The organism is Acidovorax sp. CF316 (genome assembly GCF_000276605.1).
Taxonomy (GTDB): Bacteria; Pseudomonadota; Gammaproteobacteria; order Burkholderiales; family Burkholderiaceae_C; genus Acidovorax.
The window spans coordinates 1-6,496 of the sequence record NZ_AKJX01000244.1 but is presented as its reverse complement, the minus strand read 5'-3'; the positions used below and the strand labels follow the sequence as shown (position 1 = coordinate 6,496).

At 70.5% G+C, this 6,496-nt stretch carries 7 protein-coding genes and 1 pseudogene; 1 reads left to right on the top strand and 7 read right to left on the bottom strand.

Features of this window, described 5'->3' with window-relative positions; all coding sequences use genetic code 11:
* The 5 genes and pseudogenes from PMI14_RS28530 to PMI14_RS28510 all read right to left on the bottom strand — a co-directional run.
* A pseudogene (locus PMI14_RS28530) lies at positions 1 to 334 on the bottom strand (hypothetical protein); the annotation flags it as partial.
* Positions 321 to 557 carry a helix-turn-helix transcriptional regulator gene (locus PMI14_RS28525; protein ID WP_007860143.1) on the bottom strand — a complete coding sequence of 79 codons (237 nt, stop codon included), beginning with the start codon at positions 555 to 557 and terminating at the stop codon, positions 321 to 323. The gene PMI14_RS28525 and the pseudogene PMI14_RS28530, both read right to left, overlap by 14 nt.
* Before the next feature lie 53 nt (positions 558 to 610).
* Positions 611 to 1,180, bottom strand: coding sequence for a DUF2975 domain-containing protein (locus tag PMI14_RS28520; protein WP_007860141.1), 570 nt, complete (start codon positions 1,178 to 1,180; stop codon positions 611 to 613).
* 105 nt (positions 1,181 to 1,285) lie between these two features.
* Entirely contained in the window at positions 1,286 to 2,896 is a 1,611-nt protein-coding gene (locus PMI14_RS28515) for a gamma-glutamyltransferase family protein (protein ID WP_007860139.1), read from the bottom strand.
* Positions 2,897 to 2,904: 8 nt separating this feature from the next.
* Entirely contained in the window at positions 2,905 to 3,888 is a 984-nt protein-coding gene (locus PMI14_RS28510; RefSeq protein ID WP_007860137.1) for a tripartite tricarboxylate transporter substrate binding protein, read from the bottom strand.
* Between the two features lie 204 nt (positions 3,889 to 4,092).
* On the opposite strand from PMI14_RS28510, the gene PMI14_RS28505 reads away from it, so the two are divergent.
* Positions 4,093 to 5,004, top strand: a complete 912-nt coding sequence (locus PMI14_RS28505) for a LysR substrate-binding domain-containing protein (RefSeq protein ID WP_007860135.1) — start codon at positions 4,093 to 4,095, stop codon at positions 5,002 to 5,004.
* A gap of 6 nt (positions 5,005 to 5,010) precedes the next feature.
* On the opposite strand, the gene PMI14_RS28500 is transcribed toward PMI14_RS28505, so the two are convergent.
* Both PMI14_RS28500 and trpC read right to left on the bottom strand, forming a co-directional pair.
* Positions 5,011 to 5,721 carry a uracil-DNA glycosylase gene (locus PMI14_RS28500; protein ID WP_007860133.1) on the bottom strand — a complete coding sequence of 237 codons (711 nt, stop codon included), beginning with the start codon at positions 5,719 to 5,721 and terminating at the stop codon, positions 5,011 to 5,013.
* A 17-nt stretch (positions 5,722 to 5,738) separates the two neighbouring features.
* Positions 5,739 to 6,496: indole-3-glycerol phosphate synthase TrpC (trpC, locus tag PMI14_RS28495; RefSeq protein ID WP_007860131.1), on the bottom strand; the 758-nt coding region annotated here is incomplete at its 5' end.

Here is a 6,496-nt window from a genome sequence, read left to right as displayed (position 1 = left end):
CCCCGCGGGGGCCGGTGTCTTGCGGTCCGGCCAGGACCGCGGCAGCCGAGCGCACACCGCGGGCCTCGCGCACCGGCCCGGCCTGGGCTTCGGCGGCCCGGGGACGCTGCGCCGCCACCGGCTCCGGCGGGGGCGTTCGGGGTGGGGTTGCCGCGGTCTGCGCGGCCGTGATCCACAGGATCTCCATCACCTGCCGGGCAGGCGCCTCGGGCGCCCGCACGGCCGATGCCGGCAGCACCAGCCGCCACAGCAGCACCGCGTGCAGCAGCAGCGAGGCCGCTACGGCGCCCCCCAGGCGCCAGCGGCCCGGGCGGCGGCCGTCAGGGGGGCCCATCGTCCACGGCGCCACCCTCCTGCGCCACCCAGGCCAGCAGGTCACCCGGCTGGCATTGCAGGTAGTCGCAGATGGCGGCCAGCGTCTCGAAGCGTACGCCCTTGACCTTGCCGCTCTTGAGCAGCGAGAGGTTGGCCTCGGTGATGCCCACGTGCGCCGCCAGGTCGCGCGACTTCACCTTGCGGCGCACCAGCATTTTATCGAGCGTGACGACGATGGGCATGGCCACCTTTCTGGCGCATGCCTCGGGAATGGGACAGACCGATCACGGCGCGGTCAGACGAAAGCACTCGATTCCTCCTGCAGTCGCTGCCCTTCGGCCATCACATGGGCCAGCAGCAGCATCATGAGGCCCACGATCAGCACGCTCATCTCGAACGAACCCACCGACAGCGCCACCTGCCCGCCACGCTGGCCCGAGGCCAGCCAGGACAGCAGCGCGGTCACCGCCGCGCCGTGCACCAGCGAGGCCGCGAACATGGCGATGAAGCCCCAGCCCACGCCGCGAAAGCCGCGCACCACCGCCGGCCCGAACACCTCGCCGCGCAGGAAGGCGCTGCAGATGCGGTGCAGGCACCAGACGGTGAACAGCATGGCGGCGGTCGGAAGGCACTCGATGGCCAGGCCCACGAGGCGCCAGGCCGCGTCGATCTGCACCGGGGCGCCGATGCCCACCTGCAGCGCCTGCGCGGGCAGCAGCATCTGCGCCAGACCGCCGGGCTCGCCCCGGCCCAAAAGCAGCCAGCGGGCCACGGAAAAGCACACCCCGGCCAGGGCGCACAGCAGGGTCAGCGCGTGCAGCCCGCGCGACAGGCGCCGAAACGCCGGGCTCTGGATGGATGCCATGGGAATTGCCTCATGTTTTCTGTAAAACAATAACAATATTCTGCCATACAGAAATCCATCGAGGCAATCACCCCGCCCTGGGTGCAGGCCGGGGCGCGGTGGGGGTCAGAACGCGACCGCGTGCCCGTCCTTGCGCGGATCGGAGCCCGCCACGTAGCTCTCGCCCTGGCGCAGTACGAGCTGGGCGCCACCGAAGGCGAAGACGCCGTTGCCCTCTTCCACCGTGACCTCGTGGCCACGCGCGCGCAGCGCAGCGACCACAGCGGGGTCGAAGGCTGGTTCCACCGCCACGCCCTTGCCGCCCGTCACGCGCCAGCGCGGCGCGTCGGCCGCGGCCTGGGGGTTCTGGCCGTAGCGCAGCACGCGCAGGGCCATCTGCAGGTGGCCCTGCGACTGCATGGGGCCGCCCATCACGCCGAAGGCCATCTGCGGCGTGCCGTCGGCATGCATGGCAAACGCCGGAATGATGGTGTGCGAGGGGCGCTTGCGCGGGCCCACCTCGTTGGCATGGCCGGGCTCCAGGGTGAAGCCGTGGCCCCGGTTCTGCAGGCTGATGCCGGTGCCCGGCACGACCACGCCCGAGCCGAAGCCCATGTAGTTGGACTGGATGAAGGAGACCATCATGCCCGAGGCATCGGCGGCCGCGAGGTACACCGTGCCACCGGGGCGCGGCGTGCCGTGTCCGGGGTCGCCGGCCTGGGCGGCGTCGATCAGTTGCGCACGCTGCTGGAGATAAGCCTCGTCGAGCAGATCGCGCGGCGTCACCTTCTGCATGGCGTCGATGTCGGCGTTGTACTCGTGCAGGTCGGCCAGCGCGAGCTTCATGGCCTCGATGCTGGCGTGCACCGTGTCCACATGGTCCAGCGGCTGGCCGCCGATGCCATGGGATTCGAGCATGCCCAGTGCCATCAGCGTGGCGATGCCCTGGCCATTGGGCGGGATCTCGTGGACCACCGAATCACCGAAGCGCTGGCTCACGGTGCCCACCCAGTCGGCCTGGTGCGAGGCGAGGTCGTCCTCGGTCATGGCGCCGCCGTTGGTGCGGGCGTGCGCCACCATCTGGCGTGCGAGCTCGCCACGGTAGAAGGCTTCGCCCTCGGTCTGGGCGATCAGCTCCAGCGTGCGCGCATGGGCCTCGCTGCGGAAGATCTCACCCGCGCGCGGCGCACGGCCGCCGGGCATGAAGCACTCGGCAAAGCCCGGCTGGGCACCGAGCTTGGCGGCCCCCAGGGCCCACAGGCGGGCGATGGTGGGCGAGACGGGGAAACCGTTGCGCGCGTAGTCGATGGCGGGCTCGGCCAGCTTGGCGAAAGGCAGCTTGCCCATGCGCTTGGACAGTGCCACCCAGGCGGATACCGCACCGGGCACGGTGACGGCATTCCAGCCTGTCTCGGGCAGACCGCCGCGCTCGGCGAAGTAGGCAGGGTTCCAGGCGGCGGGCGAGCGGCCCGAGGCATTCAGGCCGTGCAGCTCCTTGCCGTCCCAGACGATGGCGAAGCCGTCGCTGCCCAGGCCGCAGCCTGTGGGCTCGACCACGGTCAGCGCCATGGCGGCAGCGATGGCCGCGTCCACGGCATTGCCGCCGGCCAGCAGCATGCGCAGGCCCGCCTGCGCGGCCAGGGGCTGCGAGGTGGAGACCACGTTGCGGCCCATCACCGCGCTGCGGTTCGATGCGTAGGGAAGAGCCCAGTCCAGGCCCGTGGTGGGTGCAGTCATCGGATAGCTCACTCCAAAGAAATCTTGTGCTGGCGGATCACCGTGGCCCAGCGGGCGCTGTCGGCCTGCACCATGGCCGCGAACTTGGCGGGCGTGCTGGGCGCGGCGGGTTCCACGCCGAGCTTGGCCAGGCCTTCGGCCACTTCGGCCGACTGCATGGCCTTGGCGAAGGCCTTGTGCACGCGGTCCACCAGCTCCGGCTTGGCACCGGCCGGCAGGTAGACGCCGAACCAGGTCACGGACGAATAGCCGGGCAGGCCCGACTCGGCCATGGTGGGCAGTTCGGGTGCGAGCGCGCTGCGCTTTTCGCTGGTCACGGCCAGGGCGCGCAGGCGGCCGTTCTTGACGTGCGGCATGCCGGTGGGCAGGGAGTCGAACAGCACATGCGTCTGCCCGGCCACGAGGTCGGGGATGGCCAGGGCCGTGCCCTTGTAGGGCACATGCGTCATCTCCACGCCGGCCTGGGCGCTGAAGGCCGCGGCGTTCAGGTGCACGATGGTGCCATTGCCGCTGGTGGCGTAGTTGAGCTTGCCGGGGTGGGTCTTGGCGTAGGTGATGAGCTCGCCCACGGTCTTCACCGGCAGCGAGTTGGTCACCAGCAGCACGCTGGGCGCGTCGGCCAGGTGGGCGACGGGCGTGAAGTCCTTGCGCGCGTCGTAGGCCAGGCGTGGCATCAGGTGCGGCGAGATGGCGTGGGTGCTGCTCGTGGTGAGCAGCAGCGTGTAGCCGTCGGGCTGCGCCTTGGCGGCTTCGGCCGAACCGATGGTGCCGCCCGCGCCGGGGCGGTTGTCCACCACCATCTGCTGGCCCAGGTCCTGCGCCACGCGCTGCGCGACCACGCGGGCCACGAGGTCGGTGGCACCGCTGGCCGGGAAGGGCACGATCACCCGCACCGGGCGGTCGGGCCAGTTGGACTGCGCGTGCGCGCAAGCACACACCGCCACCAGACAGGCCAGGCCGAGCACGCTTTGGCCCCAGGACAAAAGACGCATACGAAGCACTCCAGTAAAGACGGGAACAGGAACGGGCAGGCGCACCATGCCGCTGGAAACCCGCGGGCGTGCGCCGCCATGGGCTTCATCTTAGGAACATGGCAGTCGTATGACCACCACCAAATCAGCAAACAGCTTTGCCGCCACGGCAAAGTGGCCCGCTTTTTGAGATGATCTACGGCAAACCTCACCACGACCCACCCCATGCGTGCCCAACTCCTGCAAGACACCGCCCTGCGCTACTTCCTCGAAGTGGCGCAAAGCGGCTCGCTGACCGAGGCCTCGGCGCGGCTGCACGTGGCCGCCTCGGCCCTGAGCCGGCAGATCGCCGGGCTCGAAGCGCAGCTGGGCACGCCACTGTTCGAGCGCCACCCGCGCGGCATGGTACTCACGGCGGCCGGCGAGATCCTGGCCACGCATGCGCGCCGCACGGTGCTCGACGCCGAACGGGCGCTCGGCGAGATCGGCGCGCTGCAGGGCCTGCGCGCGGGCCAGGTGCGCCTGGCCACCTCGGATGCGTTTGCCAACGAACTGGTGCCGCGGCTGTGCGTGGAGTTCCAGCGCACGCACACCGGCATCCAGTTCGAGGTGCAGTCCCTGCCCACGGCCCAGGTGCCCGATGCGGTGCGCAGCGGTGCGGCGGACATCGGCCTGTGCTTCAGCCGCGCACCGCACAAGGACATCGAGGTGTCGTACCGCCAGACGGCGCCGGTGCTGGCCCTGGTGCCACCCGGCCACCCCCTGGCCGCTGCGGCGAGCGTGACCCTGGCCCGCATGGGGCAGTACCCGCTGGCCCTGCCGCCGCCCGAGACCACCATCCGCCAGATGATCGACATCGTCTGCAGCCGCCAGGGGCTGCAGCTCGCGCCGGTGCTGGTGAGCAACCACGCCAAGACCATGCTCAACTTCGTCGCGAACGGGGGTGGGCTGTCGGTGTCCAGCGAGATCGCGGCGCGCCATCTGGTGGCCGCCGGTGCCATCGTAGCCCTGCCCATCAGCGACCAGGGCATGGACCTGCGCGACCTGGAACTGCAGACCCTCGCAGGCCGCAGCCTGCCCATGGCCGCCCAGGCCTTTCTGGACTTGCTCAAGGCAAGGCTGCCCGGCCCCTGGTAGGGGGCGTCAGCCCCGCTCTTCGTGCTGTTGGCGAAATTCCCGCGCCTTGCCGAAGTGGCCGTTGCCGATGAAGGGCACGGGGGGGCGCAGCGCCGACAGCGGCGAAGGGTGGTTGGAGGTCAGCACCAGGTGTCCGCGGTCGGCCGGGATCCATGCGCGCTTGGACTGGGCATGCGAGCCCCAGAGCATGAACACCACCGGGCGCCCGCCCTCGGCCACGTGGCGGATCACGGCGTCGGTCAACTCCTCCCAGCCCTTGCCGGAGTGGCTGGCGGCCTGGCCTTCTTCGACCGTGAGGCCGGTGTTGAGCAGCAGCACGCCGTTCTTCGCCCATTTCACCAGGCTGCCGCCCGGCTCGGGCCAGGCAGGAAAGGCGGTGCCCAGGTCGCGCTGCATCTCCTTGAAAATGTTGCGCAGCGAGGGCGGCAGTTGCACCCCCGGCGCCACCGAGAACGCCAGGCCCTCGGCCTGGCCACGCCCGTGGTACGGGTCCTGGCCGAGGATGACCACGCGCACCTGCTCGGGCGGGGTCAGCTCCAGCGCACGCAGCGGCTTGGGCGGGAAGATGGCGGCGCCCGCCTCCAGGCGCTGTTGCAGGTAGGCCAGCAGCGCCCTTCCGCGCGCGCCGGCAAAGAAGGCATCGACCAGCGACTGCCAGCCGGGCGCCACGGGCCAATCGGTCGGATCGGCGCTTTGCAGTTGGGTGACGTCGGTCATGGGCGGCTGGCGTGGGATCAGCCGAACAGCTTGGCCAGCGCCTCGCCGGGTTCCGGCGCTCGCATGAAGGCCTCGCCCACGAGGAAGGCGTTCACGCCCGCATCGCGCATGGTCTTCACGTCGGCCGGCGAGAGAATGCCGGACTCGGTGACCAACAGGCGGTCGGCCGGCACGTTCTTCTGCAGGTCGAGCGTGGTCTGCAGCGACACCTCGAAGGTGCGCAGGTTGCGGTTGTTGATGCCCACCAGCCGCGTCTTGAGCTTGAGGGCGCGATCCAGTTCGGCCGCGTCGTGCACTTCCACCAGCACCGCCATGTCCAGGCTGCGGGCGATGGCCTCGAAGTCGGCCATCTGCGCATCGTCCAGGCTGGCCGCGATCAGCAAAATGGCATCGGCGCCCATGGCCCGCGATTCGTAGATCTGGTAGGCGTCGACCATGAAGTCCTTGCGCAGCACCGGCAGCTGGCAGCTGGCACGCGCCTGCTTGAGGTAGTCCACGCTGCCCTGGAAGAACTGCTTGTCGGTCAGCACCGAAAGGCAGGCCGCGCTCACCGTGCCGTCGCCGTCGGCATAGCTCTGCGCGATGTCGGCCGGGATGAAATCGGCGCGCAGCACGCCCTTGCTCGGGCTGGCCTTCTTGACCTCGGCGATCACGGCGGCATGGCCCCGGGCGATCTTGGCGCGCAGCGCGCCCTCGAAGTCGCGCGTGAGCACGCGGCTCTCGGCGTCGGCGCGCATCGCCGCCAGGGGCATGCGTTTGACGGCGGCTGCCCCTT

Coding starts and splice junctions, on each gene's coding strand:
- PMI14_RS28500 (WP_007860133.1), bottom strand. CDS start 5,721: ATGACCGACGTCACCCAACTGCAAAGCGCCGATCCGACCGATTGGCCC.
- PMI14_RS28515 (WP_007860139.1), bottom strand. CDS start 2,896: ATGACTGCACCCACCACGGGCCTGGACTGGGCTCTTCCCTACGCATCG.
- PMI14_RS28525 (WP_007860143.1), bottom strand. CDS start 557: ATGCCCATCGTCGTCACGCTCGATAAAATGCTGGTGCGCCGCAAGGTG.
- PMI14_RS28505 (WP_007860135.1), top strand. CDS start 4,093: ATGCGTGCCCAACTCCTGCAAGACACCGCCCTGCGCTACTTCCTCGAA.
- PMI14_RS28520 (WP_007860141.1), bottom strand. CDS start 1,180: ATGGCATCCATCCAGAGCCCGGCGTTTCGGCGCCTGTCGCGCGGGCTG.
- PMI14_RS28510 (WP_007860137.1), bottom strand. CDS start 3,888: ATGCGTCTTTTGTCCTGGGGCCAAAGCGTGCTCGGCCTGGCCTGTCTG.